Source organism: Micromonospora sp. NBC_01739 (assembly GCF_035920385.1).
Classification (GTDB): domain Bacteria; phylum Actinomycetota; class Actinomycetes; order Mycobacteriales; family Micromonosporaceae; genus Micromonospora.
Window position 1 is genome coordinate 1,400,956 of sequence record NZ_CP109151.1, and the last position, 25,950, is coordinate 1,426,905.

Sequence of the window (25,950 nt, forward strand, 5' to 3'; positions counted from 1 at the left end):
GCGGGTGCCCGGCTGGAAACCCACCGTTCTGTCGATTGTCAGTGGATCATCGGCTGCTCCACAGTCGATCTACAGGTGCTACCGTCCCACATGGACGAAGCCGTGCCACCGCACATCGGAGAGCCCAGGTGACCGACGCATCCCCGCTCAGCGCAGCCATCCAGAGCGACATACCCCACTCCGCTCGACTGTGGAACTACCTGCTCGGCGGCAAGGACAACTTCGCCGCCGACCGGGAGGCCGCCCAACAGGTACTGGCCTACATGCCGGAGCTGGTGCAGTCGGCCCGGTTCAACCGTGAGTTCCTCGGCCGGGCGGTGCGACACCTGGTCGGGGAGGCCGGGGTCCGACAGTTCCTCGACATCGGCACCGGGCTGCCCACCGCGAACAACACCCACGAGGTGGCCCAGTCGGTCGCTCCGGAAACGCGGGTCGTCTACGTCGACAACGACCCCATGGTCCTGGTGCACGCCCGTGCCCTGCTCACCAGCGATCCGCGGGGCGCCACGGACTACATCGACGCGGATGTGCGCAAGCCCGACCACATCCTCGCCGAGGCCCGGCGCACCCTGGACTTCACCCGGCCGGTGGCGGTCATGCTGCTGGGCATCCTGAACTTCGTGGTCGACGATGCCGAGGCCAACCGGATCGCCCGGCGGCTGATCGAGGCCCTGCCCGTCGGGGGGTATCTGGTCATCTCCCATCCCACTCGGGAGGTCAACCCCGAGGCGGTGGACCGGGCGATGGAGTCCTGGCGGGCCGGGGGTGGCGCCGAGATGGCCGTGCGTACCCCGGCGGAGATCGCCGGCTTCGTCGAGGGCCTGGAGATCCTCGAACCGGGCCTGGTCACCTGCTCCCAGTGGCGGCCGGACGGCAACGACACCACCCCGGTCTCCGAGTACGCGTTGGTCGCCCGCAAGACCGGCTGAGGCGGCCCTGCGGCTCAGGCTCCGGTCGGTGTCGGCCACGGTGACCGCGTGCCGTCCCGACCGGGTCGGGTCCGGCCCGGCCGGGACAGGCGGCCGGAGGCCAGAGCGGCAGCGGCCAGGCAGACGACGGCGGCCAGGACCAGCGGCATCCGGGCACCCAGCAGTACGGCGGCGGCACCGAGCGGAGTGGCCAGCGCGATCGGCCCGAACATGATCGTGTTGGCGGTCGCGGCGGCGCGACCCAGTAGTTCGCCCGGGCTGTGGGTCTGGACCGCGGTGACGGCTGCGACGAGCGCCCAGGGCAGGCCGACACCGGCCACCACCGAGGCGGCCAGCACCGCCGGCCACCACGGTACGCAGCGACCCAGGCAACTCGTCGCGAACAGGGTCGCACCGACCACGGCCACGGTGGTCGGGTCGAACCGGGTGATCAGCCGGCCGACCACCAGCCCGCCGACGATCGAGCCGGCACCCTGGGCGCTGAGCAGCACCCCGAGAAAGGTCGACGGCAGGCCCAGCTCGACGGTGGCGATCTCGTATCCGGCGGCCGTGGTGAGGGCCTGCATCCCGATCGCGGTAGCGGCCAGGGTCACCGGCCGGCGGATCGACGCCGAGCCGAACAGGACGGCCAGACCGGCGCGGGCGGCGCCACCTCGGCTTCCGGTGACCGGCGGGGTCCGGGTCAGGCGCAACGCCGCGTACCCGACGGCCACCAGCAGCGGCAGGACGGCGGCCAGCAGGGCGACGAGGTGTCCACCCCGCCAGGCGTACAGACCGGCCCCGGCCAGCGGGGCGACGAGCTTGACCCCCTCCTGGGCGCTGGACCGCCAACCGTTGACGTGCCCGAGCGCGGCGGGGGAGAGGGCGGCGGGCAGGATGGCGCTCTCTCCGGCGTCGATGACGACATAGCCGACGCCGTACGCCCCGCAGACGGTGAACAACAGCCACAGCTGAGCGGGTCCGTGCACCGCCAACAGGGTGGGCAGCACGGCGGCCAGGGTCAGGTTCGTCGCGATCAGCAGCCCTCGGCGGGGCATCCGGTCTACCAGGGCGCCCAGCCACGGTCCGGCGAGGGTGGGGGCGTACACGCAGATCCCGGCGAGCGCGGCGAGCCCGCTGGACCCGGTGAGGTCGAGAATCCAGATGCCGGCGACCAGGGCCATCGCGCTGCCGCCGAAGCCGGACAATACGGAGATGGCCACGAGCAGGGCCGCGTTGCGCCGCACCACGCCTCCAGGATTGAGTCGATCTGACTCACAGCCTCGATCCTGAGCCCGGCGGAGGCAAGACTGGCAAGGGGTCGTCAACGAAGCATTGACAGGCCGGTGTGCAGTTCGGCGGTGATGATGCGGACCGCTCCGGGCAGTCCGTGGCCGGCGGCTGTGAGGTCGGCGGCGACATGCCGGGCCAGATCGTGGAGGGCGCCCGGTTCGGCGTACAGGGCGAGCAGGACGGTGTGCCGGGTCAGGTTGGCGCCCGGAAACCTGCCGTCCCACCGGCGGTCCGCCTCGATCCAACGATGCAGTCCGGTGAGCGTGGAGCGCAGCCCGGCGACCTCGCTCGGCCAGCGCCGGTCGGCCACTGCGCGGCGGGCCCGACGGCCGGCGGCAAGCCGCTGACGCCGCTGTTCGGCGGCCTGGCGGCTGCTCAGGCCGAGGGCCTCGGCCACCTGGCGCCAGGTCGCTCCGCCCTGCCGGGCCTGGTCGATGAGGTCCAACTCCTGCTCGTCCAGGCATTGACGGGCTGCCGGGAGGTCGGCCAGCCGGTGCAACGGATCAGGCACCCGTCAACGCTACATTGACAGGCCCCGGACCACGCCGCCGCGACCGGTCGATCACCGCGCGGGCCAGATTGTGCGGCCGACCGGCTCCCACGCCGGGACAGGCAGGAGCTGTCCGTGACACCGCGAGAGGGCAGGCGCTGTCTCGCAGCCCGCCCCTCGTGAGCGGCGCGACTGCGACTGAGGCGTGGCTCAGGCGGCGGCGGAGTCGCCGCGTGACTGCTCGCCCGGCCACGAAGGCAGGGTGTACGGCGCGGGGTAGGTGGTCTGCCGCTCGGGGGTCTGCGTCGAGCCGCCCTGGGCGAGTTTGAGGGCCCGCTGGGCCTGCTCCCAGGGCCGGCAGGGCCACTCCTGTCCGGCGCACAGCAGGTGCTCGCAGCCGCCGTCCTCCGCCGGAGCGTGCGCATCGGCGACATCCAGAGCGAGCCGCCACAGCAGCGGATCGGTAACCTGCTCCGGACGTTCATGGGTGTGACTGGGCCGATTGCCGGCATTGTCGGACACGGGTGATCCCCCCTTGCACTCAAGCTTCCTTGCTCTTGCCTCTCCAGTCTGCACGCAGGTCAAACACCTCGCCTTGGACGGTTGGCCGAGGTGGGGGTGATCACCTGTCCATACTTCGGGACGATTGACAGATGACCTTCAGCAGGTGAAAGCTGTCCGCGACCTGATCACTCCTACTGGTCCGGTGTGTGACGCTGCGTAGTCGGTGATGCGGGCGGTGTACACATCGGACGCCTTCGCCGAGGCGACCTGGGGAGTCGTGTGCGGCCGAAGGCAGTTGCCTAACCCCCACCGCACACCGAGAAGGGGCGACAAGCCTCATGTCCGAATTCCGTACCAGTACCCGGTGGCGACGCCGGGTACCCATGGCGGCCGCGCTGGCGGCCGGCGCCGCGGTGCTGCTGCTGGTCAACCCGGCGGCCGCCGTCGTGTCCCAGAACGCCACCACCGGAGTCAGCGAGGTGCCTGAGGACCTCGGCCGGTTGGCCGACGAACAGGCCAACGTGGTCGAGGTGCTGCTGGCCGACAAGGACGAGTTGGATGCGCTGGTGGCCACCGGCGTCGACCTCGACCACCACGTCCACCAGAGCGAGGACGGCATCGTCGTCCACGCAGTGGTGACCGGTAACGAGGTCGCCACTCTGACCGCCGCCGGATTCACCTTCGGCCAGGTGCTGCACACCCCGGCCGACTCCGCAGCGCGGATCGCCGAGCGCGAGGCGACCATCGCCGCCCACCTGGCCGACAACCAGGAGTTCATGCAGGGTGGCGCGGGGATGGCGGCCCGGGCCGCCGCCTCCGACGTCAAGATCATCCGGGCGGATTACTACACCAACGGCACCGACGAGGTGCTGTCGGTGGAGGCGAAGTGGGCGGGCGGCCAGGACGCCAACACCGCCCTCACCGTCTCCCGGGACAGCGGGCCGGGCACCGAGATGGGCTCCGGCGGTACGCAGAACATCAACCGCTTCATGGACGCCGGGGTCTACATGTACCACCGGGGTGCGTCGATCGTGACCAGCCGGCCGGAGTACGTGCAGATCACCAGCCCGACCGGTGACGTGGCGGTGGCCAAGGTCAAGGAGTGGCTGCCGATCTCCGGTGACGCCCCCGAGGGCCCGGGCTACCAGAAGGACTTCGTCAACAGCTACCTGACCCCCACGGAGCTGTACGACCGGATCCACACTCTGGCCGCCCAGTACCCGAGCATCTCCGAGATCGTCGAGCTGCCGCACAAGACCAACGGCTACCGGCGCAAGGCACAGGCCGTGCTCGGCAGCGGCAACGCCAACCGGGTCGGCGTCGACTCGCTGGCCTGGGGCCACGAGGGCGGCAACGACATCTCGGTCGAACTGGTCAACCCCGGTGCCGCCGACTCGGCGCTGACGGTGACCGTCACCGGCAACGACGTGCGGGTCAGCCTGGCCACCGACGCCTCCGGCGCGGTCACCAGCACCGCCGCGCAGGTCGCCGCCGCGCTCAACGCGGAGGCGGGCACCCTGCTCAAGGCGTACACCTATCGGGGTAACGAGGGCGCCGGGGTGGTCGCGCCGGCCGCGCCGACCAAGCTGTCGGACGGCCTCTCCGCCCCGGAGTCGGTCTCCCGTGAGCCGCACTCCGTCTACGCCATCCGGATCGGCAAGCACCGCGACGGCTCCAAGCTCGGCGTCCTGGCCTACGCCCAGGAGCACGCCCGGGAGTGGGTGCCGCCGCTGGTGACCATCGAGACCGCCGAGCGGCTGCTGCGCAACTACGAGCAGGACGCCAACACCCGCGAGCTGATCGACAACCTGGACATCTGGATCGCTCCGTCGGTCAACCCGGACGGCGGGCACTTCTCGTTCTACGACTTCAACTCGCAGCGCAAGAACATGACCAACCACTGCACGCCGGAGACGAACGGGGACTTCCTCGGCCGTAACTCCTGGGGCGTGGACAACAACCGCAACTACACCGAGTACAGCCTCTTCGACGGCTACTCGGGCGCCTCGCACTCCTGCACCAGCGGCTCGTACGCCGGGCCCAGTGAGCTGTCCGAGCCGGAGAACAGGAACGTCGACTGGCTGGCCTCCCGGCCGAACATCAAGTTCTCGATGAACCTGCACTCCTCCGGCAACTACTTCATGTGGTCGCCCGGCTCGTACGCGACCCCGGGCCGGATCTCGGCGCCGCGGCCGACCCTGGCCGAGGAGTCGCTGTTCTGGGGTGCCTCGTCGCGGATCCTGACCGCCATCAAGCGGCACCGCAACCTGGCCGTCACCCCGGCCCGGACCGGTCCGATCGCCGACGTGCTCTACTCGGCGGCCGGCAACTCCGGTGACATGCTCTGGTACAAGTACGGCATCTACGCCTGGAACTTCGAGGTCGGCACGTCCTTCCAGCCGCCGTGGGAATCGGCCAAGGAAGAGACCATGGAGTTCTCCAACGGTCTGGTCGAGATGCTGCGGGTGGCCCGCGACTACGACACCGACACGGCGGCCCCGACCAGCACGATCACCGTCGAGCCGAGCGCCACGGCGGGCATGGTCGACGTCACCTTCGACACCAGCGAGCCGGCGGCGGTCTTCTACACCGTCGACGGCAGCCGGCCCACCCTGGAGTCGACCCTCTACGGCTCGGCCGGCGTGCGTGAGGGCGGGGAGACCCTGACCCTGCCGAACGGCACCACGGTGAACTGGTTCTCGGTGGACTCGAAGGGCAATGTCGAGAACGGCTACGTGCCCGACGGCACCGGCACCAACCACAACACGACGAAGGCCTGGGACCCGGAGGCACTGCGGGTCACGGTGACCACCCAGGTGCGGTGTGTGGCCGGCAAGGCGTACGTCGCGGTGCAGGCGCACAACCAGAACGACGCGGCCGTCAGCATCTCCCTGGAGAGCAGCTACGGCACCAAGGCCGCCGTCAACGTCGCGCCGGGCGCGAGCACCTTCCAGCAGTTCAACACCCGGTCCGGCACGGTCTCGGAGGGCTCCGCCTCGGCGCACGCCACCGGTGCCCTCGGCGGCGAGACGGTGACCACCACGGTCACCAAGGAGTACGCGGCCGTCAACTGCGCCGACCCGCGGCCCGCCCAGTAACTGACAAGCGACGACGGAGAAATTGATGAACACATGGAGCCGTAAGCGGCTGCTGGCCGCCGGTGCGTCCGGTGCCCTGCTGGCCGGGGTGGTGGCGGTGGGTTCGCCCGCCTTCGCCGAGCCGGGTGACGAGGCCGGGGTGGAGGTGACCGTCGAGATCGAGGAGATCCGGGAGCCGGGTGTGCTCGCCATGACGGTCGCCGCCGACTCGGTGACCCTGACCGAGGACGGGTCGACGCTGCTGGTCCGCCAGTTCACCGGCAACCTGCCGACGGTGACGGTCACGGACACCCGCACGCCGGACGAGGTGCCCGAGGGTGCCGCGTGGGCGGTGCTGGGCAGCGCCACCGATTTCGTCGGGGACGCCGACCAGGCCCCGATCGGTGCCGGGCACCTGGGTTGGAAGCCGAAGCTGATCGACGGTGGGGACACCGGCCTGGTCAGCGAGGGTGAAGAGGTCGTCACCGTCCTGGACGAGCCGACTCAGCCGGGTAACAACGTGGGTCTGGTCGACCAGGAACTGCTGGTCTCGACCTTCGACTCGGGTGCGGTGACCCCTGGCGAGTACACCGTCGACGCGGATCTGTTCCTGCGTACTCCGGCGGATGTCGCCGCGGGTGCGTACACCTCGACTCTGACCCTGTCCCTGTTCGAGTAGGAAACCGACGGTGAGGGCCGCCCGCCCCGGGCGGCCCTCACCCCGGTACGGCGACACCCGCCCGCCGGCAGCGGCCGACATCCTGGCCGTTGCCGGCGGGCCCCGGCGCGGCCCGCGAGCGGTGCCCGCCATGATGGGACCGTGAAAATCCTGTCCATCCAGTCCTCGGTCGCCTACGGCTACGTCGGCAACTCGGCCGCCGTGTTCCCGCTGCAACGGCTCGGGCACGAGGTCTGGCCGGTGCTGACGGTGCACTTCTCCAACCACACCGGGTACGGCGCGTGGCGCGGCCCGCTACTGGCCCCGGCCGACGTCGCCGAGGTGATCGCCGGCATCGCCGACCGTGGTGTCCTGGGCGACGCCGACGCGGTCCTCTCCGGCTACCTGGGCGACCCGGCGATGGGGTCGGTGATCCTCGACGCGGTGACGCTGGTCAAGACCGCCAACCCGGACGCCGTCTACTGCTGCGACCCGGTGATGGGGGACGTGGGCCGGGGCATGTTCGTCCGGCCGGGCATCCCGGAGTACCTGCGTGACGTGGTGGTACCCCGAGCCGACATCGTCACCCCTAACCAGTTCGAGTTGGAGTTCCTCGCCGGTCGTCGGACCGACTCGGTGGAGGAACTGCTGGCAGCGGTCGACGTGGTCCGGGCGACCGGACCACGGCACGTCCTGGTGACCAGCGTGCTGCACAGTGCCGTACCGGAGGGGTTGCTGGAGGTGGTGGCGGTCTCCGACGAGGGCGCCTGGGCGGTCACCACCCCCCTGCTGCCGATCTACCCCAACGGCGGCGGTGACGTCACCGCCGCGCTGTACCTGGCGCATCTTCGGACCAGCGGCTCACCGGCCGTCGCGCTGGAGCGGACCACCGCCTCGATCTTCGCCGTGCTGGAGGCGACCATGGCCGCCGGCACCCGGGAACTCCAGTTGATCGCCGCCCAGGAGGCGATCGCCGAGCCCGCGAACCGGTTCCCGGCCCGCCGCCTGCGGTAGCGAGGCCGCTTGCTCAGGCCGGAGGCCACCGCCCCGGGATGGGGAGGTGGCCTCCGGATTGTTCGAGTGGTCCGACCGCCACCGCCGGAGACCAGCCGATTGGTGATCACCTCGGCGGGCCGGTGCGGTGGCGGCCGATCAGGCTAGCGGCAGGAGTTCAGCACGCCCACCACGCCGACACCCGGGTTCTTCAGCGGCAGCTTGGTCGACGAGGCCGGGCAACGCGGCACGGTCACGTCGTAGATGCCGCGGCCGAACGTGGCGGCGGTGAGCTGCCGGCTCGGCTCGTGGTAGCGCAGGTACATCACCGGAGCCTGCGGCAGGTTCTTGCCGAGGTTGGCCCACTCCCCGCCGTTCCAGGCGGAGAGGAAGACACCGACGTCGGTGCCGACCATCAGCAGACCGTCGGCGGTCGGGACGATCGAGTTGACCGGAGCGTCGGGCAGGCCCTGCCCGATGTTGATCCAGTTCCGCCCACCGTCGCGGGTCATCAGCACGTGCGCCCGGTCGCTGCCGGAACGGAAGGCGGAGAAGGTCGCGTACGCGATGTTGGCGTCCTTCGGGTTGACCGCGATCCGGGTCACCCAGGTGCCCGGCAGCTGCGCCGAGTCGACCTCGGTCCAGGTGGCGCCGAGGTCACGGGTCCACCAGACCTTGCCGTCGTCGGTGCCCACGTACAGGGTGTTGCTGTCGCTGGGCGCGACGGCGACCGTGGTGATCGTGCCCCACGGGTAGCCGGACGGGTCGTTCGGGCCACCGTTGGTCAGGTCGGGGCTGATCGGGGTCCAGGTACGACCGTTGTCCGTCGACCGGTTGAGGATGTTGCCGGCGTAGTACATGACGTTCGGGTCGTTCGGGTCGAACAGCAGCGGGGTCAGCCAGTTACGCCGCTGCGAGGTGGTCTGGTTGGCGCCGATCGTCTGCCGCGGGGCGAAACCGCCGTTCTCCGACCGGTAGCAGGAACCGTACTGGCTGCACCCGAAGACGATGTTCGGGTTCTCCGGGTGGATGATGGTCTGCAGACCGTCACCACAGCCGATGGCCTGCCACGGGCCGAGGCGGCCGTTGTAGCCCCGGTTGCAGCCGTTGTCCTGGGCGCCGGCGACCTTCAGGGTCGGGTCGGTCTCCGCCACGTCGACGGTGTAGAACTGGGTGTACCGCTCGTCGGTGGCCTTCACCCAGCCGCCCGCGCCGTTCTGCTCCGAGCGGTAGACACCGCCGTCGTTGCCGAGGTAGACCCGGCCCGGCACCTTCGGGTCCCAGCGCATGACGTGCTGGTCGGCGTGCGGACCGCGCACCGAGGAGAAGCTCTGCGCGCCGTTGGTGGAGCGCATCAGGTTGACACCCATCAGGAACAGGTGGTCGGCGTCGGCCGGGTCGACCCAGATCTTGCCGAACCACCAGCTGAAGGTCGACTGCGAGGCCTGGTTCGCGTTGATCGGCATCTGCGTCCAGCTGTCACCGCCGTTGTCGGAGCGGTAGAACGCCCGGAACGGGCCGATGGCGGTGCCCACGTAGGCGTAGAGGCGCTGCGGGTTGCTCGCCGCGACGGCCAGGCCCCAGCGGCCCTGGTCGGCGTCGGTCGGCAGACCGTTGGTCATCCGCTGCCAGGTCTCACCGCCGTCGTTCGAGCGCCAGAGGCTGGAACCGGGGCCACCGTAGGTGCGCTGGTGCGGCTCGCGCAGGTGGTCCCACATCGCCGCGTACACCCGGTTGGGGTTGCTCGGGTCGATGATCACCTCGGTGGCGCCGGTGGTGCCGTTCAGCGGGGCGAGCACCTGCCGCCAGTTGTCACCGCCGTCCTCGCTGAGGTAGACGCCGCGCTCACCGCCGGGGATGAACAGGTTGCCGCTGGCCGCCGCGAAGATGCGCTTCTCGTTGGTCGGGTCGATGGCGAGCCGGCCGATGGCGTGGCTGTCGGTCAGACCGACCCGCTTCCAGGAGCCCCCGCGGTCGGTGGAGCGGTAGATGCCGTCACCACCGAAGGTGATGGAACCACCGCCGGGCTGGGCCTCACCGGTGCCGGCGAACAGGATACCGTCGCTGGTCATGGCCAGCGCACCGATGGGCTGGGACCAGCTGTCCGGCCAGACCGGGGTGAAGACGTCGCCGGCATCGCTGGACTTCCACACGCCACCGGAGGCGGCGGCGATGAACAGCTGGTCCGGCACCTGCGGGTCGACCACGAGGTCGGGGACCCGGCCACCGATGTTCAGCGGCCCGAAGAAGTCCCACTGCTGGTCGCCGAGCTTGCGGTAGCTGTTCTTGGTCCGCACGGCGAGCTGCTTGGCCTGGCCCCGGGCGTTGGCGTACTGGGTGGCCGACAGGCTGGTGCTGCCGTCACTCAACCGCTGGGCGGTCATCCACTCGTCCGGCACCTCCATCGGGCCGGTAGGCAGGTTGGTGGCCAGCGACGGTTCAACAGCGGGGGGTGGGCTGGACGACGCGGCCAACGCGACCGTGGCGAGCAGCCCGACCACAGCTGTCGCCGCCAGTCCGCGATAGTGCCTCGCGAACGTAAGTTTCATGGGGGTCTCTCCTGATCCGGACGCGAACGGTCCTTACCTGCGCACGCTAGATCGCTGGTCGATGCACGTCACCCAGCAACTGTCGAAGAAACGCCCGGTCCGGATAGGACAGATGTCGAGACGTCACCCGCCGCTGCGGAACTCCGGCAGACCGGCGTCCTCGGAGTCCGGCCCCACCACGACCGTCAGGCTGGAGCCCTCCGCACAGAGCGCCGAGGCACGAAGGTACATCCGCCGCGCCTCGGTCCGGGCCAACACCTCGGTCTCGAAGATCTCGTCCTCGACGCGCAGCACCTCCAGGTCCGTACGCTGCTCGTAGTGCGCGCGAACGTCCAGTGGAGACATCCGCAGGGTCGCCTCCACGGTGGTCAGCACCCCCTGCCGCACGACGTCGGTGACCCGGGAGCCCTCCGGCAGGGCCAGACCCGGTACGTCGGCCTCGACCTCCGGATCGTCCATCGGCACCCGGTCACAACTGGGCAGATTCGCCAACAGGTCGCGTCCACCGCCGGTGGGCGTCGAGGAGCCGTCACCACAGGCGGCCAGCAGGGGGAGGACGACGACGGTGGCGACCAGTACCCGCAATCTCATCGCAGCAGGATGCCAGCTCATCGCAGCACCCGCCAGCGTCGTACGACCAGCAGCAGCACGATGATGATCACGGCAGTGATCAGCATCAACAGGATGGTGACCAGGGAGCCGTAGGCGAAGCCGGAGAACTCGAAGACCTGGTCGAAGATGTACACCGGCAGGTACAGGGTGGCGTTGGCGGGCCGCCCGTCGGTGAGCACGTACGCCGGCACGAAGTTCACCTGGAGGGTGAGGATGATGTCCCGCACCGCCAGCAGCACCAGCACCGGGGCCAGCAGGGGCAGGGTGAGCCGCCGCAACTGTCCGAACGGTCCGCAACCCTCCAACGCCGCCGCCTCGTACAGTCGGCCGTCGAGCAGCCGACGGGCGGCCAGCACCACCACGAACCCCTCACCGATCGGGAAGGCCAACATCAACACCACCCCGATACGGGCCGTGGTGGGGTCGGCCAGCCAGTTGTATCCCTCGTGACCGAACAGCCCCAGAAGTTGGTTCAGCGGCCCGTACAGCGGGTTGAGCACCCACAGGAACAGCACCGCCAGGGCCACGTCGGGGATGACCGTGGGCAGGTAGACCGCGGTGCGGAACCAGCGGCCACCCGGGCGGGGGGCGGCGAGCAGCAGGCCTAGTCCCACCGCGGCGATGAACCGCACCGGTACGGCCAGCGCCACATGGAACAGGGAGGCTTCCAGGCTGTCGAGCAGGAACCGGTCGCCGAACATCCGGCGGATGTTGTCCAGCCCGATGAACTGCGGGTCCCGGGTCAGCCCGGTGTGGTCGGTGAAGGCGTACCCGACGTTGAGCAGGGCCGGCACCGCGACCAGCAGGGCCACCGCGATGGCGTACGGGGCCAGGAAGGCCCAGCCGGTCAGGGGTCGGCGGGGCCGGGTCATCGTCGTCGGCCGGTGGTCGCGTCGAACCGGTGCAGCCGATCGGCGCGCAGCCGCACCTCGTCCCCGGGGGCCACCCCGGGGCGGGGGCCGGTGCGCACGATCAGCCGGGTGCCGTCCGGGCAGCGGGTCGACAGGTTGGCCTCGCTGCCCAGCGACTCCACCGCCTCGACCGTGGCGGTGATCGGTCCGGCGTCGTCGAGGGTCAGGTCCTCCGGCCGTACCCCGATGGTCAGGGTGTCGTCCCCGCCGAGCACCCCGCCGCCGGGTACCAGGTTCATCGGCGGACTGCCGAGGAACCCGGCGACGAAGGTGTCGGCCGGCTCGTCGTACACCTGCTGGGGTGGGCCGACCTGGCGGATCCGCCCCTCGGCCAGCACCACCACCCGGTCGCCCAGGGTCATCGCCTCGTGCTGGTCGTGGGTGACATGGATGGTGGTGGTGCGCAGTTCCCGGTGCAGGGCCAGCAGGTCGGTGCGGGTGGCGAAGCGCAGCGGCCCGTCCAGGCTGGCCAGCGGCTCGTCCAGCAGGTAGACACTGGGGTCGCGCAGCAGGGCCCGGGCCAGGGCCACCCGCTGACGCTGGCCGCCGGACATCTGATCGGGGTAGCGGTCCAGCAGGTCACCGATGCCGAGCCGCTGCGCGGCGGCCTCGGCCCGCTGGACCGCCTCGGCCCGGCGCACCTTGCGCACCCGCAGGCCGAAGGTGAGGTTGTCCAGCACACTCAGGTGCGGAAACAGCGCGTAGTCCTGGAAGACCATGGCCACCGCGCGCCGGGGCGGCGCGATGGTGGCCACGTCGACGTCGTCGACCAGGATCCGGCCGCTGTCCGGCCGGTCCAGTCCGGCGATCAGCCGAAGGATGGTCGACTTACCCGATCCGGAGGGGCCGACCAGGGTGATCAACTCCCCGGCGGCCACCTCCAGGTCCACGCGATCGACGGCCGGCTTTCCGCCGTACGAGCGGGTCAGGGCCTCCAGCCGGATGACGCCCTTCACTTGCCTACCGAGAACAGCGGACGGACCCGGTCCTCCAGTTGGCGCAGCCCGGCTTCGCGGTCGATCCGGCCGTAGAAGACCTCGGCCAGCAGACTGTTGCCCTCCTTCTCCACCCGCGACCAGCTACCGGTGCGGGGGGTGGCCCGCAGGTGCGGCGCCGCGTCGAGGTACACCTGCGAGGAGCGGGGCGGCTTGGCCGGGTCCAGGAAGACGGGGGAGTTGGCCACCTCAAGACGGGACGGCACGGTACGGCCGGACTCGGCCAGGGTGTGCTGCCCGGCGTTGCCCATCGCGTACTCGATGAATCGCCAGGCCGGCCGGTGGTCGTCCAGTCCGGCACTCATGCAGTACGCGTCGCTGTGCAGGATGGAGGCCGGCTGCCCGCCGGGGGCCACCGGCAGCGGCGCGACATCCCAGGTGAAGTCCGTGATGGTGCGCAGGGTGGGCACGGCCACCCGGCTGTTGAGGTACATGCCCAGCGTGCCGCGCATGAACCGGGCCTCGCTGGACTCGCTCTGCTCCTCGGCGTCCGGCGGCACCACACCGTGGCGCAGTTGCAGGTCGAGGAACCAGTCGACGGCCGCCCGGGAGGACGGGTTGTCGGTGAGGGTCAGCCTGCTCGGCTTGTCCGGATCGTCGACCAGCTCACCGCCGTTGGACCAGACGAACGGGGCCAGCCGGGGCAGCGAGGGGTCCACCCCGACCCCGTACCGGCCGTCGCGGGTCAACGCCTTTGCGGCGGCGAGGAAGTCGTCCCAGGTCCAGCCTGCCTTCGGGGCGGGCACCCCGGCGGCGGCGAACAGGTCGGCGTTGTAGTAGACGACGAGCGAGGACAGGTTCTGCGGCAGGCAGGTCAGCTCCTTACCGTCGAACCGGAAGGCGTCCAGGGCCTGCGGGCTGAAGTCGCTCTCCTTGATCGCCTCGCTGGAGTCCAGGTAGGACTGCGCCGGCTCGATCGCCCCCTGGGCGGCGAACTGGCCGTAGCGGCGGTAGTTGAGCAGGAACACGTCCGGCGGCTGGCCCCCGGCGAAGGAGGTGGTCAGCCGCGCCATCAGCTCGTCCTGGCTGGCCACCGGTGACAAGTTGACCGGTACGTCGGGGTTGGCCGCGGTGAAGTCGGCGACCATGGTCCGGTAGCCGGCGATCTCCTCGGCGTCACCGAACAGCACGACGGTGATGCCGGAGTCGTCGGCCTTGTCGTCACCGGAGGAACATCCGGTGACGATCAGCGCCGTCGCCAGCAAGGTGGCGCAGGTGCGCCGCCAGAGGGAGGTCATCGTCTTCCTTTCGAGCGAAGCGCCGCCAGGGGATCGTCGGCCAGCAGGATCCGTTGGGCGAGCAGGAACATCAGGACGCAGGGCGCGGTGGCGATCACGCTGCCGGCCATCAGCAGCGGCCAGTCCGTCGGGTTGAGCAGCAGCAGGAACCGTAGCCCCAGGGGCCAGGTGTAGCGGTCGCCGCTGGTCAGATAGAGCAGGGGGTCGATGAAGTTGGACCAGTGAAAGGTGAAGGCGAGCACCGCCACCGCCAGGGTCGCCGGCTTGACCTGGGGCAGGGCCAGCCGTCGGAAGATGGTCAGCCAGCCGGCACCCTCCAGCCGGGCGGCCTGCAACTGGCTGTCCGGTATGCCGCCGAAGCTCCAGGCGTACAGCAGGATCAGGAAGGGGCTGACGGCCAACGCCGCCGGTGCCAGCAGGGGCAGGTAGGTGTCGACCGCCCCGAAGTGGCGGAACACCTCGAACCGGGTGGCCCACACGGCGGTGACCGGCACCAGCAACACGACCAGCAGGGCCAGCAGGGCCCGGCGGCGGGCGGCCCCGGACAGCAGCCGCAGCCCGAAGCCGGTCAGCGCGGCCACCAGCACGGTCAGCGGTACGGCCATCGCCACCACCAGCGCCGAGTTGGCCAGATACCGCGCCAGCGGCACCAGTTCCGGCAGCCGGGTGTACGCGGCCGTGGTGGGATCGGCCGGCCACAGTTCCAGGGTGCGCGGTGGCGGGGAACCGGCCGGCCGCAGCGACCCGACCACCATGAACCACAGTGGCGCTACGAAGATCACCGCGAAGATGGCGGGCACGACGAACCGCCCGAGCCAACGCCCGACCACCGCGCCACCCCCCTCAACTGCCCCTTGGCCGAACCTAGAGATCAACTGGCCGTCGGTCATCGGGCACCTGTCGGAGATCCCCGCGCCGGGATGCTACGTGTGTCGCAGTCACCTCACTCCTCGGGCCGATGCTGCCCGGTCAACCGGGCCAGCTTGAGTCCCAGGTGCAGACACAGCCGCTCGTCGCCGTCCTTGAGGTCGGTGTCGGCCAGTTCCTCGATGCGTTGCAGTCGGTAGTAGAGGGTGGTGCGGTGCAGCCGCAGCCGGGCGGCCGTGGCATGGGCGTTGCCGGCCTGGTCCAGATACCGCTCCAGGGTGGTCAGCAGGACCTGGCTGCCCGGGGTGGCCAGCAGTCGGGCCAGCCCGGGATGCACGTCGGCCACCGTCAGCTGCTGGTCGCTGAGTCGGGCCAGGGCCCGGTAACTGCCCAGGGCGGACCAGAAGACCACCCGGCCCAGCGCGGGAAGTTGCGCACCGACCCGGGCCGCGTGCAGAGCCTCGACGTACGACTCGGCGGCGTCCGCCAGCCGCGGCCGAATCTGCCCGACCCCGACCACCGTACGTTCCACCGAGCCGAGCGCCCGGGTGACGTGCTGAAGGTCCTCGTCGAGTTGGCGGGCGGCGGTCTCCGGGGCGGGCCGCCCCGCGACCGGCTCGGCCGGCAGCAGCAGCACTCCGTGGTCGTGCCGGATCAGGTGCAGGGCCTCCCTGATCCCGGCGCGTCGGCGGGCGGCCACCAGGGCCTGTTCCAGGGCGATGCGGGCCAGCTCGTCCGGCTGCCGGTGCGCGGGGGCGACCAGCCGGGCCACCAACGCCGTCCGGGGCCCGTCGGCGGCGATCATCCCCGCCTCCAGCAGGGCGCGGGCCGCCTGGTCGCGGGTCTCCGGGCTGTCGGCCAGCAGGGTACGGGCCGCCTCGGTCTCCCGTTGTGCGGCCAGTTCACCGAGCAGGTTCTCCCGGTACAGGGCCAGGGAGAGTTCCTTGAGCAAGCCGGTGGCGGTCAGGTCGACATCGGTCATGGTGCCGTCGGGATCGATGAACCAGACGTAGCCGAGCAGTAGCTCGTGGTGGCGCACCGGTACGCACAGCCGGGGCAACATGCCCAGGTCCGGCCGGGCCGGAGTGCGTACCGGCCCGCGTGCGTCGGCCAGCCCGAGGTCGCGTACCCAGGCGACGACCTCCGGGCTGCTCTGCCGGCGCAGGATCGAGGCCCGGCGGACCTCGTCGGTCAGCCCGTTCTGCTCGCTGTACACGACGACCCGTTGCCGTCGGTCCTCGATCAGTGCGGGACGTCCGGCGTGGGCGGCGACGGCGTCGACGATGCGTTGCAGTTCGCCTCGCACCAGCCCCCCTCTCACGTTTATGGATCCCTGGCGGCGGCAGAAACCGCCCCGCGCACCCCCGCCATGATCGGGATCCTGTCTACACCCGGGATAGGCGTAGGACCAGGCTTCTTCGTTACAGTTATGCGTATCATTCTCGCGTTGGCTGTCACATAGGCTTGTCGTGATGAGCCGACCGCCGACCCGTGCTCCCGGTGACCTTCGGGTTCACCTGCGACGGGCACGCGACCACATGGACCGCCATTACACCCAGCCGCTGGACCTCGCCGCCGTCGCGGCCGTCGCCGGCATCAGCAAGTATCACTTCCATCGGTTGTTCACCATCACGTACGGCCTCTCGCCGGCCGCATACCTGTCACAACGGCGAATCGAGCGGGCCCAGGACCTGTTGCGAGCCACCAATCTCACCGTGACCGAGGCCTGTTACGCGGTCGGCTTCGCCAGCCTGGGCTCGTTCAGCAGCCGGTTCCGGGAACTCGTCGGCGAGTCACCCCGCGAGTTCCAGCGCCGTTGGGCGCAGGCCGGCGCTCCGCGTATTCCGGGCTGTTTCGTGTTCATGTGGGGGTTCGCCGAGCGGCGCGGTGACGCCGCAAGCTAGAAGAAGCCGCCACCGCACCGACGGGGCCTAGCCTGGCCCGCATGATTACGAACGTCTCGCTGACCACCGTCTTCGTCAAGGACATCGACGCCGCCAAGGCCTTCTACACCGAGGTGCTCGGATTCGTCGAGCGCACCGACCTCACCATCGGCGACGGCTCCTACCGCTGGTGCACGGTCGGTCACCCCAGCCAGCCGGAGTTGGAGGTGCACCTCCAACTCCCCGGCCCGCCGCTGTCGCCGGAGGTGGCCGAGATGTTCGGCCGGGCCCGGGACGAGGGCAGTCTCTTCGCCCTCGGTCTGGCCGTCGACGACTGCCGCAAGACCTACGAGGAGCTGCGGGCCAAGGGCGTGGAGTTCCTTCAGGAACCAGCGGATCGCCCGTACGGGGTGGAAGCCGTGGCCCGCGACAACTCCGGCAACTGGCTGGTCCTGGTCGAGCACAAGGAGTTCAGCCCGGCCGACTTCGACTGACCAGCGCACCTGGCCGCCCGCCTCGCCCGACGCTCCATCCCGTCGGGCGGGGCGGGCCGTCACCGGGTCGGCACGGCACGCGGACGGATGTCGACAACGGTAAGTATCAATACCCTGGTAGCCATGCGGGTGTTCGACATGATCGTCGACGAGCGGCACCGGGCAGCCGACCTTCTGGAGGGTCTGACGGCCGAGCAACTCCGCCGGCCGAGCCTCTGCGCGGGCTGGAGGGTGCACGACGTGGCCGCCCACCTCACCACCTACCTGCGCTTCGGCCAACTGAAGATCTACGCCGCGATCGTCACCACCGGGGCCGACTTCGACCGCTTCAACCTCCGGCTGACCCGCCGGGCCGCCCGCCTGCCGATCGAGGAGATCGTGGCGAGGTTGCGGCGGCACGCGACCTCCCGCACCACCATCCCGCGCTCCGGGTACGACCCCGTCCTGACCGACGTGCTGCTGCACGACCTGGACATGCGGGTGCCCCTGAACATCGCCCGCGACACCCCGGAGGAGCGGCTCCGGGTGGCCTTCCGGCACCTGACCGACCAGCCCTCGCCCGGGTACGCGATGGGAGACCGGCTGCGTGGCCTGCGACTGGAGGCCACCGACACCGGTTGGACGTACGGCAGCGGGCCGGTGGTCCGCGGCCGTGCCGAGACCCTGCTGCTCGGCATCGGCGGCCGACCGTGGGCCTTCGACCACCTGGACGGCGAGGGGTTGATCCTGCTGCGGTCGCGGGTGCTCAACCGGACCCGACCGGAGGTGCTCGGGCGCCTGATGGCGCCGCTGCGGGTGCTGGCCAGCCCGCCACCATCCGCCCGACGATCCCGGGAAGCCGGGGCGCCCGAACTGCCCTGAGTGGGGTCGCCGGCGCCCGCCGCAGCCTGGTCGCCGCCTGCGCTCAGACCGTGTTGCGGTAGCCGACGCTGAGGACCCGCCGGGCTGCCTCCTCGTAGAACGTCGGATCACTCGGGGCGAAGGTGCCGAGGCCATCGACATACCGGTTGACCATGCAGAAGGCCGCCGCGATGAGGACGGTGTCGTGGATCTCCTCATCGGTGGCACCCTCGGCGCGGGCCGTCTCGACCAGCTCCGGGGTGACGTCGCGGCCACTACGCTGCACAGCCCCGGCGATGTGCAGCAGGGCACGCAGCTTCGTGCTGACCGGCGCGTTGTCCGGATCGGTGCGAACCTGCTCGACCAGGGGCATGCCCTCGTCGAGCAGTGCGGCGGCGAACGCCGAGTGCGCCGCGCAGCAGTAGGTGCACTGGTTCAGACCGGAGACGTACGCGGCGATCAACTCGCGGTCGGCGGTGGATAGGCTGAGCGGCCCCCGCAACAGGGTCTCGGCCAGTTCCAACATCGGCTTGCCGGTCACCGGCCGGTACTTCAACGGGCCCCGGACCCCGGGGAACTCGTTCTCGTCCACGCCCAGGTCGATGTGTGCCATGACCTCACATCCTGATTCGATCAGCCGATGATATTTCGATGATCGGCACGGGGTCAGCGGTCCAGCACCGGCAGGTAGCCGCGGGTCGCGACCCGTCCGGCCGGGCCCATGTACCACTCCTGGTTGTCAGGTACGAGCGTGCCGAGGCCGTCGACGTACCGGTTGAACATGCAGTACGCCGCGGCGATGAGGACGGTGTCGTGGATTTCCAGGTCGGTGGCGCCTTCGGTGCGGGCGGCCTCGACGAGTTCGGTGGTGACCTCGCGTCCGCTGACCTGGACGGCAGCGGCGATGCGCAGCAGGGCCCGCAGCTTCGCCGAGATCGGTGCGGTGTCCGGGTCGGCGTGCACCTGCTCGACCAGGGGCATGCCCTCGTCGAGTTGCACGGCGGCGAACGCCGAGTGCGCGCCCCGGCAGAACCGGCATTCGTTGCGGCCGGAGACGTACGCGGCGATCAGCTCCCGTTCCCCTGCGGAGAGCGGGTGCGGGCCGCGCAGCAACGCCTCGTTCAGCGCCAGCAGGGGGCGGCCGGTCTCTGGCCGGTAACGGATCAGGCCATGGATGCCCAGGTAGACCTGTTCGTCCTGGCCGAGGTCGATATGCGCCATGACTGGGGTGCTCCGAGTCTGCGGGTAGGCGGGCGGGTTCGATCCAGCGGTGTCGCCAGGCCGTCCTCAGACGACCTGCCGGTAGCCGGTGCGGACGATTCGCTCGGAGGCCTGCACGTACCACCCCGGGTCGGCTGCCGGTACGGTGCCGAGGCCGTCGACGTACCGGTTGAACATGCAGAAGGCCGCGGCGATGAGGACGGTGTCGTGGATTTCCAGGTCGGTGGCGCCTTCGGTGCGGGCGGCCTCGACGAGTTCGGTGGTGACCTCGCGTCCGCTGACCTGGACGGCGGCGGCGATGCGCAGCAGGGCCCGCAGCTTCGCCGAGATCGGCGCGGTGTCCGGGTCGGCACGCACCTGCTCGACCAGGGACATGCCCTCATCGAGTTGGGCCGCCGCGTATGCCGAGTGTGCCGAGCAGCAGTAGGTGCACTCGTTGCGGCCGGAGACGTACGCGGCGATCAACTCGCGTTCGCCCGCAGAGAGCGGGTGTGGGCCGCGCAGCAGCACCTCGACCAGCTCAAGCAACGGTTGGCCGGTCTCCGGTCGGAAGCGCAACGGGCCACGGATGCCGGGGAACTCGGCCTCGGGCACCCCTAGATCGATGTGAGCGATGAGGCACTCTCCTGGATCTCGAAGTCGATCGTTCTCGCCGTGCGGCGATTGAATCTAGTGAATAGATCGTGGCATCTCAAGGGTGTCCGGTGCGTCACCCGACAGCCGCACGCATTCGCCATCCAGGGGTCCGCAGCCGGCAGGCGCAGGACCCCCGGCGCCCTGGACCGGGCCGTCGATCATCCCGTAGCCGACGGGCCGGTCCAGGACGCCGGGGGCCAACCCCCGCTGCCGGATGGCCCCGGAGCACCCGTCCGGCGGACCATGGGCGTGGGTACCGCCTCGGGCCGGGACGGCAGGTGTGGCAACCCCTCGCAGGCCGGTCTCACCTGCTCGTCCAGCGCAGGTGATCGCCTCGGCGGCGATGGTACGGTGACCGGCGTACAAGGCGCGCACAATCGACGTACAACTGGCCAGCCTCGGGCTGAGGTGAATGATGCCGCTCCGCTTCGACCTGCTCGGCCCGTTGTCGGTGGTCCACCATGGTCGGACGCTCGATCTCGGCTCGGTGAAGCAACGGCTGGTGTTGGCCTGTCTGCTGTTCCGGCCGTGCGAGGCGGTCGCCGCGGAGAGACTGGTGGCCGCCCTCTGGGGAGACCAGCCACCGGCCTCGGCCAACGCCAACATCCGCACCTACATCCGCGGGTTGCGGCGAGCCCTCCAGGACGGTGTCGACGACAAGCCGCGAATCGTGACCACCCACGGTGGATACCTGCTCCGAGTCGAACCGGACGAGCGTGACCTGGACCGCTTCGACGCCGCGACCGCCCGGGGACGGGAAGCCCTGACCAACGGCGACCCCGCCCGCGCCGAGGCCGAGTTGGCCGGAGCCTTGGCCCTGTGGCGGGGCCAGGCGCTGGCCGAGCTGCCGCTGGCCCCGCAGCTGTCCCGCTGGGTCGAGCAGTTGGCGGAGCGGCGGCTGCTGGCCGAGGAGGATCATGCCGAGGCGAAACTGGCCCTCGGTGCTCATGCGGAGGCGATCCCCCGGTTGCGGGCCCTGCTCGACCGGTACCCGCTGCGGCAGCGCGCCTGGACGCACCTCATGTCAGCGCTCTACGCCAGCGGTGACGTGGCCGGTGCGCTGGCGGCCTTCCGGCAGGTCCGACGGGCCCTGGCCGAGGAGACCGGGATGGACCCCGGGCCCGAGCTGGTCCGCCTGCACGACGACATCCTGCACCACCGGCGACACCGGAACGGATCGTCGGCTACCGGCGGCCGGGGGGTCACGGCCATGGCCCGGGTCCGCCCGGCCCAACTGCCCTTCGTGCCACCCGGGTTCGTTGGCCGGGAACTCCAGCTGACCCGCCTGGACGCGGCCATCGACGACCGGGTCGATGGGCCGACCACTGTGGTCATCTCCGCGATCTGCGGCATGGCCGGCATCGGTAAGTCCGCGCTGGCGCTGCACTGGGCGCATCGGGTGGCCGACCGGTTCCCCGATGGACAACTCCATGTCAACCTGCGCGGGTACGACGACGGGGAAGTCGTCGCGCCCGCCGACGCACTGCTCGGCTTCCTGGAGGCGCTCGGCGTACCCCTGGCCCGGATACCGAGCAGTCTGGACGCGCGGATCGGCCTCTACCGCAGCCTGCTCGCCTCCCGCCAGATGCTCATCGTGCTCGACAACGCGCGCGACGCCGAGCAGGTGCGACCGCTGTTGCCCGGTACCGGCCGCAGCGTCGTCGTCGTGACCAGTCGGGAGCAACTGCACAGCCTGGTAGCCGCCGAGGGTGCCCGACTGCTGGCCCTCGACGTACTGACCGCCACGGAGTCGACGCACCTGCTGCGCAGCCGGATCGGTGGCGATCGGCTGGACGTCGAACCGGACGCCGTGGCCGACATGATCGAGGCCGCCGGACGCCTGCCCCTGGCCCTGTCGATCGTGGCGGCCCGGGTGGCGACCCGACCCACCTTCACGCTGGAGGCCATCGCCGCGGAACTGCGTCCACCAGAGGCGCGGCTGGAGGTCCTGGCCGACGGCGACGTACGTCGGGTGTTCTCCTGGTCCTACCGGGCCCTGAGTCCCGTCGCCGCCCGCCTGTTCCGCCTGATCGGACTGCATCCGGGACCCGAACTGACCAGCGCCGCCGCGGCCGCGCTGCTGGGCTGCCCCACACCGGCGGTCGGCCCGGTGCTCAAGGAACTGACCCGGCTGCACCTGCTGACCGAGCACCTGACCGACCGATACGCCTGCCACGACCTGCTGCGCTCGTACGCCGCCGAGCTGACCCGGGGAGCTGACCGGAGCGCCGAGCGGCACGAGGCTCGCCACCGCCTGTACGACCACTACCTGCACAGCGCCTATCCGGCGGCCCGACTGGTCCAGCCGCAGTGGACACCCATCACCCCCGTGCCGGTCCTGCCGGACGTCATCCACCTGCCGATGGCCGACCAGGACGCCGCCCTGGACTGGTTCTCCACCGAACGCCGTGTGCTGCTGCGGGTGATCCGGCAGGCCGCCACCACTGGCTTCGAGGCGTACGCCTGGCAGTTGGCCTGGGCGTTGACCACCTTCCTGGCGCCCCGTGGGCTCTGGCACGACCAGTTGGCGGCCCAGCAGACCGCCCTGGCGGCGGCGGAATGCCTCGGCGACCTCAACGCTCAGGCCACGGCCAGTCGACTGCTGGGCCGGGCCGCCGCGCGGCTGGGCCAGCAGGACACCGCCGGCGACCACCTGCAGCGGGCGATCAAGTTGTACGAGCAGCTCGACGACGAGGACGGTCTGGCGCAGACCCTGCACAACTACACCGAGCACTGTTTCGTGCTCGGCCGGGTCGACGAGGCGCTGACCCACGGTCACGAGGCCCTGCGCCTGTACCGGCGGACCGGCAACCGGGCCGGGCAAGGGCGGGCCCTCAACGCGGTCGGGTACATCCACGCCGTTCGCGGTGACCACCTGCAGGCGATCGTCGACTGCACGGCGGCGCTGACCCAGCAGCGGCTCATCGACGACCGCAACGGCCAGGCGGCGACGCTGGACAGCCTGGGCTTCGCCTACCAGGGACTCGGCGATCATGCCCGTGCGGTGTCCTGCTACGAGCAGTCAGTGGAGCTGTTCCACGCCTCCGCGGACCGCTATCACCAGGCGGAGACCCTGGTTCGGCTCGGCGAGGCCCAGGCCGCGATGGGCAAGGCCGAGGCGGCGGCCGAAGCCTGGCGGCTGGCCGCTGCCATCTATGACGACCTGGGTGATCCCACGGTCGATGAGGCCCGCCGCAGACTCGCGGAACTCGGCCAGGCCGCTGCCGGTCGGACGGGCTGAAACCCTCAGACCGCGCTTCGGTCCGGTAGGCGCCGATCATCGGTGGTCTTCATGGGCCGGGTCGGCGGCGTGGCGGGGGAGTTGTCGATCGCCTGGAGCAGGGCGGTGGCCGATCCGGTGAGCCGCCGACCGCGCGGCCACACCGCGCGCAGGTCCCGGCGCAGGGGCAGGTCCTCCACCGGCACGATCACCAGGTGGCCGGTGGCCAGCTCCGTCTCCACGGCGTGCCGGCTCAGTACGGCCGGCGCGGTGCCGGTCATCGCCGCGCCCTTGACGGCGGCGTTCGACCCCAGGGACAGGTGCGGCGGGGCCGGGGCCAGGTCGCGCAGGGCCACCTCCAGGGTCTCCCGGGTGCCCGACCCCTGCTCTCTGACCACCAGCCGGGTACCCGCCAACTCCGTCCTACGCAGCGGGCGACGAAGACGGGCCCAGGGATGCTGGGGCGCCACGACGACGACCAGGTGATCGTGTCCGACGATCCGCTGATCCAGGCCCTCGGGCACACTCGGCCCCTCGATGAACCCGATGTCGACGCTGTCGTCCGTGACCAGCATCCGGGCGACCTCGGTGGAGTTGACCACGGTCAGGCCCACCTGCACATCGGGCTCACGCTGGGCCAGGCTGTGCAACCAGCGGGGGAGCAGGGCCTCGGCGACCGTCATGCTCGCGGCCACCCGCAGCCGTGCCGCCCGCGCGTGACGCATGGCGGTGAGGCTGTTGTGGAACTCGTCGGCGACGGTCAGCAGGCGCAGGGCCCAGGTGACCACGACCTGCCCGTCGTCGGTCAGCATCGAACCGCGCGGGGTGCGGGTCAGCAGCGGCAGCCGTACCTGCCGTTCCAGCGCGGCCAGGCGCTTGCTGGCCGACGGCTGGGACATGCCCATCGTGCGCGCGGCCCGGCCGACACTGCCCAGCTCGGCCACCCGGGCCAGCAGGCGCAACGACACCAGGTCGGGAAGCACACTCATAACCCCAGGCTATGACCTGCACCCCGGTGGACGGCTACTGGAGAGGGCCGGATCACGTGAAGCTGTCCCTATGACGATCAAGGAGGCGACCAGCGTCGTTCCCGCCGCAGGTAGGGGAGGCCCCCGCCTGCTGCCGGGACTGCTCGTCGCCGCCGGCGCGGCCGCCGTCGGACATCTGGTGAATCACCGGTTCGGTGCCGCCAGCCCGCTGGTGGTGGCGATCGTGCTCGGTATCGCGCTGACCGCCTGCGGCGGCAACCGTCCGTGGTTGCAGCCCGGCCTGCGGTTCGCCGCCACCACCCTGCTGCGGATCGGCATCGTGCTGCTCGGCCTGCAACTGGTCCTGGCAGATGTCGTCGACCTGGGGGTCGGGCCGATACTCGTGGTGGTGCTGGGGGTGGCCGCCAGCTTCCTGGCCACCCGCTGGGCGGGCCGACGCCTCGGCCTCACCCCCGATCGCTCCCTGCTGGTGGCGACCGGGGTGGCCATCTGCGGCGCCTCTGCCGTGGCCGCGATGAACCAGGTCGGTGACGGCGAGGAGGAGGACGTCGTCACCGCGGTAGCGGTAGTGACCGTGCTCGGCACGGTCTCCATGATCGCCCTGCCCGCCCTGGGTGTGCTGTTCGGCCTCGACGAGGTGCTGCTCGGCCTGTGGGTGGGGGCGAGCGTGCACGAGGTGGGCCAGGTCGTCGCGGTCGGCGGCGCGGTCGGTGCCACGGCCCTGTCGGCGGCCGTCGTCGTCAAACTGTTCCGGGTGCTGCTGCTCGCCCCACTCGTCGCCCTGGTGGCCCTGGTCCGCCGATCCGGCACCAGGACCACCCACGGGGTACGCAAGCCCCCGCTGTTGCCCTGGTTCGTGGTCGGCTTCGTCGCGGCGGCGCTGCTGCGGAGCACCGGCTGGCTGCCGACCGGCCTGGTGGACCTGGGATCGTTGGCCGGCACGGTGCTGCTGGCCGCCGCCATGTTCGCCCTCGGCGCCGCGGTAGACCTGCGCGCGGTGGCCCGGGGTGGCCGGCAGGCCGTGACCGCCGGCGCGGTCGGCACCCTGGTCCTGTCCGGCGTCACCCTGGCCGGTCTGACCCTGACCACCTGAGGCCGGATGGGCGGGTACGACCACGCCTGACCCGGGTACGTACCCCCGGCTACCGAGCTGTCAGGACTTTGCGCAGTTCGTGGACGGTGTTGAAGGCAGGGTTGGTGGGTCCTGCAGCGTCCTGCCACAGAAAGTGCCACTCGGAGTCAGCGGCCATGATCCGGTCGAGGGTCCGCGCCGCGAGTGGGGCCAGGTCGTCGGGCAGGTCGAGCCGACCACCGTCGAGCAGGAAGTCCGGTGCGTACGAGGAGGTGATCGCCGGCCCGCCGGGCTGCTGCGCGGCCACGATCGCGGCTGCGGCGATCGCCGCGCAGGCGACATCGGCGTCTAGGTAGCCCTCCTCACCGGCGGCCCGGCTCAGCGCCTCGCGGACCATCATCGGACGCTTGGCCACGTCGGCGTCGTCGAGAGCACCACACCAGTCAGCGGCGGTGTCGTTGTCGAATGGTCCGCTGTCCCACGTCCCCATGCCATCTCCC

At 70.8% G+C, this 25,950-nt stretch carries 24 protein-coding genes; 9 read left to right on the top strand and 15 right to left on the bottom strand.

Features of this window, described 5'->3' with window-relative positions:
* Positions 1–128 precede the first annotated feature (128 nt).
* On the top strand, positions 129–929 hold the full coding sequence (locus OIE53_RS06345) for an SAM-dependent methyltransferase (RefSeq protein WP_327025628.1): 801 nt from the start codon (positions 129–131) through the stop codon (positions 927–929).
* Between the two features lie 14 nt (positions 930–943).
* On the opposite strand, the gene OIE53_RS06350 is transcribed toward OIE53_RS06345, so the two are convergent.
* From OIE53_RS06350 to OIE53_RS06360, 3 genes are all read right to left on the bottom strand, one after another.
* The gene (locus OIE53_RS06350) at positions 944–2,158 is read right to left on the bottom strand and encodes an MFS transporter (RefSeq protein WP_393340438.1); all 1,215 of its coding nucleotides are present in this window, start codon (positions 2,156–2,158) and stop codon (positions 944–946) included.
* A gap of 74 nt (positions 2,159–2,232) precedes the next feature.
* Positions 2,233–2,712: a hypothetical protein gene (locus tag OIE53_RS06355; RefSeq protein ID WP_327025629.1), complete on the bottom strand. Its 480-nt coding sequence runs from the start codon at positions 2,710–2,712 to the stop codon at positions 2,233–2,235.
* A gap of 189 nt (positions 2,713–2,901) precedes the next feature.
* Positions 2,902–3,213 carry a hypothetical protein gene (locus tag OIE53_RS06360; RefSeq protein ID WP_327025630.1) on the bottom strand — a complete coding sequence of 104 codons (312 nt, stop codon included), beginning with the start codon at positions 3,211–3,213 and terminating at the stop codon, positions 2,902–2,904.
* Between the two features lie 320 nt (positions 3,214–3,533).
* Here OIE53_RS06360 and OIE53_RS06365 point away from each other — a divergent pair, with 320 nt between their 5' ends.
* The 3 genes from OIE53_RS06365 (at position 3,534) to pdxY (ending at position 7,944) form a co-directional block, all read left to right on the top strand.
* Positions 3,534–6,293 (top strand): M14 family metallopeptidase, encoded by a 2,760-nt coding sequence (locus tag OIE53_RS06365; protein ID WP_327025631.1) that lies wholly within the window; start codon positions 3,534–3,536, stop codon positions 6,291–6,293.
* Between the two features lie 25 nt (positions 6,294–6,318).
* Positions 6,319–6,951 carry a hypothetical protein gene (locus OIE53_RS06370; RefSeq protein WP_327025632.1) on the top strand — a complete coding sequence of 211 codons (633 nt, stop codon included), beginning with the start codon at positions 6,319–6,321 and terminating at the stop codon, positions 6,949–6,951.
* A 141-nt stretch (positions 6,952–7,092) separates the two neighbouring features.
* Positions 7,093–7,944, top strand: coding sequence for a pyridoxal kinase PdxY (gene pdxY / locus OIE53_RS06375; RefSeq protein ID WP_327025633.1), 852 nt, complete (start codon positions 7,093–7,095; stop codon positions 7,942–7,944).
* Between the two features lie 143 nt (positions 7,945–8,087).
* Here pdxY and OIE53_RS06380 read toward each other — a convergent pair whose 3' ends face one another.
* From OIE53_RS06380 to OIE53_RS06410, 7 genes are all read right to left on the bottom strand, one after another.
* Positions 8,088–10,472, bottom strand: coding sequence for a WD40/YVTN/BNR-like repeat-containing protein (locus OIE53_RS06380; protein WP_327025634.1), 2,385 nt, complete (start codon positions 10,470–10,472; stop codon positions 8,088–8,090).
* Between the two features lie 123 nt (positions 10,473–10,595).
* A complete protein-coding gene (locus OIE53_RS06385) occupies positions 10,596–11,063 on the bottom strand; it encodes a hypothetical protein (protein WP_327025635.1) in 468 nt (155 codons plus the stop codon).
* Between the two features lie 17 nt (positions 11,064–11,080).
* On the bottom strand, positions 11,081–11,956 hold the full coding sequence (locus tag OIE53_RS06390; protein ID WP_327025636.1) for a carbohydrate ABC transporter permease: 876 nt from the start codon (positions 11,954–11,956) through the stop codon (positions 11,081–11,083).
* Complete coding sequence (locus OIE53_RS06395; RefSeq protein WP_327025637.1) at positions 11,953–12,951, bottom strand: ABC transporter ATP-binding protein; 999 nt, start codon at positions 12,949–12,951, stop codon at positions 11,953–11,955. The genes OIE53_RS06390 and OIE53_RS06395 overlap by 4 nt, the downstream gene beginning before the upstream one ends.
* Complete coding sequence (locus OIE53_RS06400) at positions 12,948–14,228, bottom strand: ABC transporter substrate-binding protein (protein WP_327025638.1); 1,281 nt, start codon at positions 14,226–14,228, stop codon at positions 12,948–12,950. The genes OIE53_RS06395 and OIE53_RS06400 overlap by 4 nt, the downstream gene beginning before the upstream one ends.
* Positions 14,225–15,058: a carbohydrate ABC transporter permease gene (locus tag OIE53_RS06405; protein WP_327025639.1), complete on the bottom strand. Its 834-nt coding sequence runs from the start codon at positions 15,056–15,058 to the stop codon at positions 14,225–14,227. The genes OIE53_RS06400 and OIE53_RS06405 overlap by 4 nt, the downstream gene beginning before the upstream one ends.
* Before the next feature lie 113 nt (positions 15,059–15,171).
* Positions 15,172–16,401: a PucR family transcriptional regulator gene (locus OIE53_RS06410; RefSeq protein WP_327025640.1), complete on the bottom strand. Its 1,230-nt coding sequence runs from the start codon at positions 16,399–16,401 to the stop codon at positions 15,172–15,174.
* A 166-nt stretch (positions 16,402–16,567) separates the two neighbouring features.
* Between OIE53_RS06410 and OIE53_RS06415 the strand changes: the two genes are divergently transcribed.
* From OIE53_RS06415 to OIE53_RS06425, 3 genes are all read left to right on the top strand, one after another.
* Positions 16,568–16,999: a helix-turn-helix transcriptional regulator gene (locus OIE53_RS06415; protein ID WP_327025641.1), complete on the top strand. Its 432-nt coding sequence runs from the start codon at positions 16,568–16,570 to the stop codon at positions 16,997–16,999.
* 41 nt (positions 17,000–17,040) lie between these two features.
* Positions 17,041–17,472 (top strand): VOC family protein, encoded by a 432-nt coding sequence (locus tag OIE53_RS06420; RefSeq protein WP_327025642.1) that lies wholly within the window; start codon positions 17,041–17,043, stop codon positions 17,470–17,472.
* A gap of 123 nt (positions 17,473–17,595) precedes the next feature.
* Positions 17,596–18,333: a maleylpyruvate isomerase family mycothiol-dependent enzyme gene (locus OIE53_RS06425; RefSeq protein WP_327025644.1), complete on the top strand. Its 738-nt coding sequence runs from the start codon at positions 17,596–17,598 to the stop codon at positions 18,331–18,333.
* Between the two features lie 43 nt (positions 18,334–18,376).
* On the opposite strand, the gene OIE53_RS06430 is transcribed toward OIE53_RS06425, so the two are convergent.
* From OIE53_RS06430 to OIE53_RS06440, 3 genes are all read right to left on the bottom strand, one after another.
* Entirely contained in the window at positions 18,377–18,925 is a 549-nt protein-coding gene (locus OIE53_RS06430) for a carboxymuconolactone decarboxylase family protein (protein ID WP_327025645.1), read from the bottom strand.
* 53 nt (positions 18,926–18,978) lie between these two features.
* A complete protein-coding gene (locus OIE53_RS06435) occupies positions 18,979–19,533 on the bottom strand; it encodes a carboxymuconolactone decarboxylase family protein (protein ID WP_327025646.1) in 555 nt (184 codons plus the stop codon).
* Between the two features lie 66 nt (positions 19,534–19,599).
* Positions 19,600–20,148: a carboxymuconolactone decarboxylase family protein gene (locus OIE53_RS06440; protein WP_327027104.1), complete on the bottom strand. Its 549-nt coding sequence runs from the start codon at positions 20,146–20,148 to the stop codon at positions 19,600–19,602.
* 436 nt (positions 20,149–20,584) lie between these two features.
* On the opposite strand from OIE53_RS06440, the gene OIE53_RS06445 reads away from it, so the two are divergent.
* The gene (locus OIE53_RS06445; protein WP_327025647.1) at positions 20,585–23,410 is read left to right on the top strand and encodes an AfsR/SARP family transcriptional regulator; all 2,826 of its coding nucleotides are present in this window, start codon (positions 20,585–20,587) and stop codon (positions 23,408–23,410) included.
* Between the two features lie 5 nt (positions 23,411–23,415).
* Here the strand turns inward: OIE53_RS06445 and OIE53_RS06450 are convergent, their stop codons facing one another.
* Positions 23,416–24,378, bottom strand: a complete 963-nt coding sequence (locus tag OIE53_RS06450; RefSeq protein WP_327025648.1) for a LysR family transcriptional regulator — start codon at positions 24,376–24,378, stop codon at positions 23,416–23,418.
* Between the two features lie 70 nt (positions 24,379–24,448).
* On the opposite strand from OIE53_RS06450, the gene OIE53_RS06455 reads away from it, so the two are divergent.
* Complete coding sequence (locus OIE53_RS06455) at positions 24,449–25,471, top strand: YeiH family protein (RefSeq protein ID WP_327025649.1); 1,023 nt, start codon at positions 24,449–24,451, stop codon at positions 25,469–25,471.
* Between the two features lie 49 nt (positions 25,472–25,520).
* Here the strand turns inward: OIE53_RS06455 and OIE53_RS06460 are convergent, their stop codons facing one another.
* Positions 25,521–25,940, bottom strand: a complete 420-nt coding sequence (locus tag OIE53_RS06460) for a DUF4259 domain-containing protein (RefSeq protein WP_327025650.1) — start codon at positions 25,938–25,940, stop codon at positions 25,521–25,523.
* Positions 25,941–25,950 lie beyond the last annotated feature (10 nt).

What these genes read in the sequence shown, in the direction of transcription:
- OIE53_RS06415 (WP_327025641.1), top strand. Translation starts at nt 16,568, where the DNA reads ATGAGCCGACCGCCGACCCGTGCTCCCGGTGACCTTCGGGTTCACCTG.
- OIE53_RS06430 (WP_327025645.1), bottom strand. Translation starts at nt 18,925, where the DNA reads ATGGCACACATCGACCTGGGCGTGGACGAGAACGAGTTCCCCGGGGTC.
- OIE53_RS06450 (WP_327025648.1), bottom strand. Translation starts at nt 24,378, where the DNA reads ATGAGTGTGCTTCCCGACCTGGTGTCGTTGCGCCTGCTGGCCCGGGTG.
- OIE53_RS06455 (WP_327025649.1), top strand. Translation starts at nt 24,449, where the DNA reads ATGACGATCAAGGAGGCGACCAGCGTCGTTCCCGCCGCAGGTAGGGGA.
- OIE53_RS06390 (WP_327025636.1), bottom strand. Translation starts at nt 11,956, where the DNA reads ATGACCCGGCCCCGCCGACCCCTGACCGGCTGGGCCTTCCTGGCCCCG.
- OIE53_RS06435 (WP_327025646.1), bottom strand. Translation starts at nt 19,533, where the DNA reads ATGGCGCATATCGACCTCGGCCAGGACGAACAGGTCTACCTGGGCATC.
- OIE53_RS06400 (WP_327025638.1), bottom strand. Translation starts at nt 14,228, where the DNA reads ATGACCTCCCTCTGGCGGCGCACCTGCGCCACCTTGCTGGCGACGGCG.
- OIE53_RS06445 (WP_327025647.1), top strand. Translation starts at nt 20,585, where the DNA reads ATGCCGCTCCGCTTCGACCTGCTCGGCCCGTTGTCGGTGGTCCACCAT.
- OIE53_RS06365 (WP_327025631.1), top strand. Translation starts at nt 3,534, where the DNA reads ATGTCCGAATTCCGTACCAGTACCCGGTGGCGACGCCGGGTACCCATG.
- OIE53_RS06425 (WP_327025644.1), top strand. Translation starts at nt 17,596, where the DNA reads ATGCGGGTGTTCGACATGATCGTCGACGAGCGGCACCGGGCAGCCGAC.
- OIE53_RS06370 (WP_327025632.1), top strand. Translation starts at nt 6,319, where the DNA reads ATGAACACATGGAGCCGTAAGCGGCTGCTGGCCGCCGGTGCGTCCGGT.
- OIE53_RS06385 (WP_327025635.1), bottom strand. Translation starts at nt 11,063, where the DNA reads ATGAGATTGCGGGTACTGGTCGCCACCGTCGTCGTCCTCCCCCTGCTG.
- OIE53_RS06380 (WP_327025634.1), bottom strand. Translation starts at nt 10,472, where the DNA reads ATGAAACTTACGTTCGCGAGGCACTATCGCGGACTGGCGGCGACAGCT.
- OIE53_RS06420 (WP_327025642.1), top strand. Translation starts at nt 17,041, where the DNA reads ATGATTACGAACGTCTCGCTGACCACCGTCTTCGTCAAGGACATCGAC.
- OIE53_RS06460 (WP_327025650.1), bottom strand. Translation starts at nt 25,940, where the DNA reads ATGGGGACGTGGGACAGCGGACCATTCGACAACGACACCGCCGCTGAC.